General features: G+C 33.3%; 2 protein-coding genes. Both read left to right on the forward strand.

The window, feature by feature from the left end:
- On the forward strand, positions 1 to 183 hold a 183-nt coding region (locus OM075_RS25455; RefSeq protein WP_301193371.1), incomplete at its 5' end, for a hypothetical protein.
- A gap of 83 nt (positions 184 to 266) precedes the next feature.
- Positions 267 to 491: a hypothetical protein gene (locus OM075_RS25460; protein WP_301193372.1), complete on the forward strand. Its 225-nt coding sequence runs from the start codon at positions 267 to 269 to the stop codon at positions 489 to 491.
- Positions 492 to 562 lie beyond the last annotated feature (71 nt).

Here is a 562-nt window from a genome sequence, read left to right on the forward strand (position 1 = left end):
TTGTATTTAAAAATTAATAATGGTAGAAGATGTAATTATCTTACGAATTTTGTTAGTTTTAGCCTAAGCTCCCGCTTTGCGGGTTTAGTTCAACAGCGCATCATACTGCATACCGCCTGCAATTTTGATAAGTTTGTGCGATGCGCTATTTTAGGGCTTTTAATAAGCGTTTGTGTTGTTTGATTGGTTAAAGCGGTACGACAGCATATGCGCAAAACGTTGTGCCCAATACAAAAAAGACACTGCAAATAAACTTTATGTAATAAATGATTGATTATATAAAAGAAAATATTAATTGGCTGAAAGACTTATTTACACTGATTTTTGCAGGGACAGGAACTGTCGTTGCAATCTTAACATATAGACGAGCAAGAGCGACTATTCTTCAACCAATAAGGACAGAAGTGATAAAAAAGCAATCAGAGATTCTAACAAAGTTATTGCAAGTTATAAGAGAAAATAACTTATCTGGAATTGCAATAAAAAACTAGACAAAAAGTTAAGCCACATTTCTGATAACCACCTTTCCATACTCATCAGGTGTTTGATAGTTTAAATAAGA

The sequence above is a fragment of the Plebeiibacterium sediminum genome (assembly GCF_026013605.1).
GTDB lineage: Bacteria > Bacteroidota > Bacteroidia > Bacteroidales > Marinilabiliaceae > Saccharicrinis > Saccharicrinis sediminus.

Bases quoted from the DNA above. Each gene is read 5' to 3' on its own strand.
- OM075_RS25460 (WP_301193372.1), top strand. From the start codon at position 267: ATGATTGATTATATAAAAGAAAATATTAATTGGCTGAAAGACTTATTT.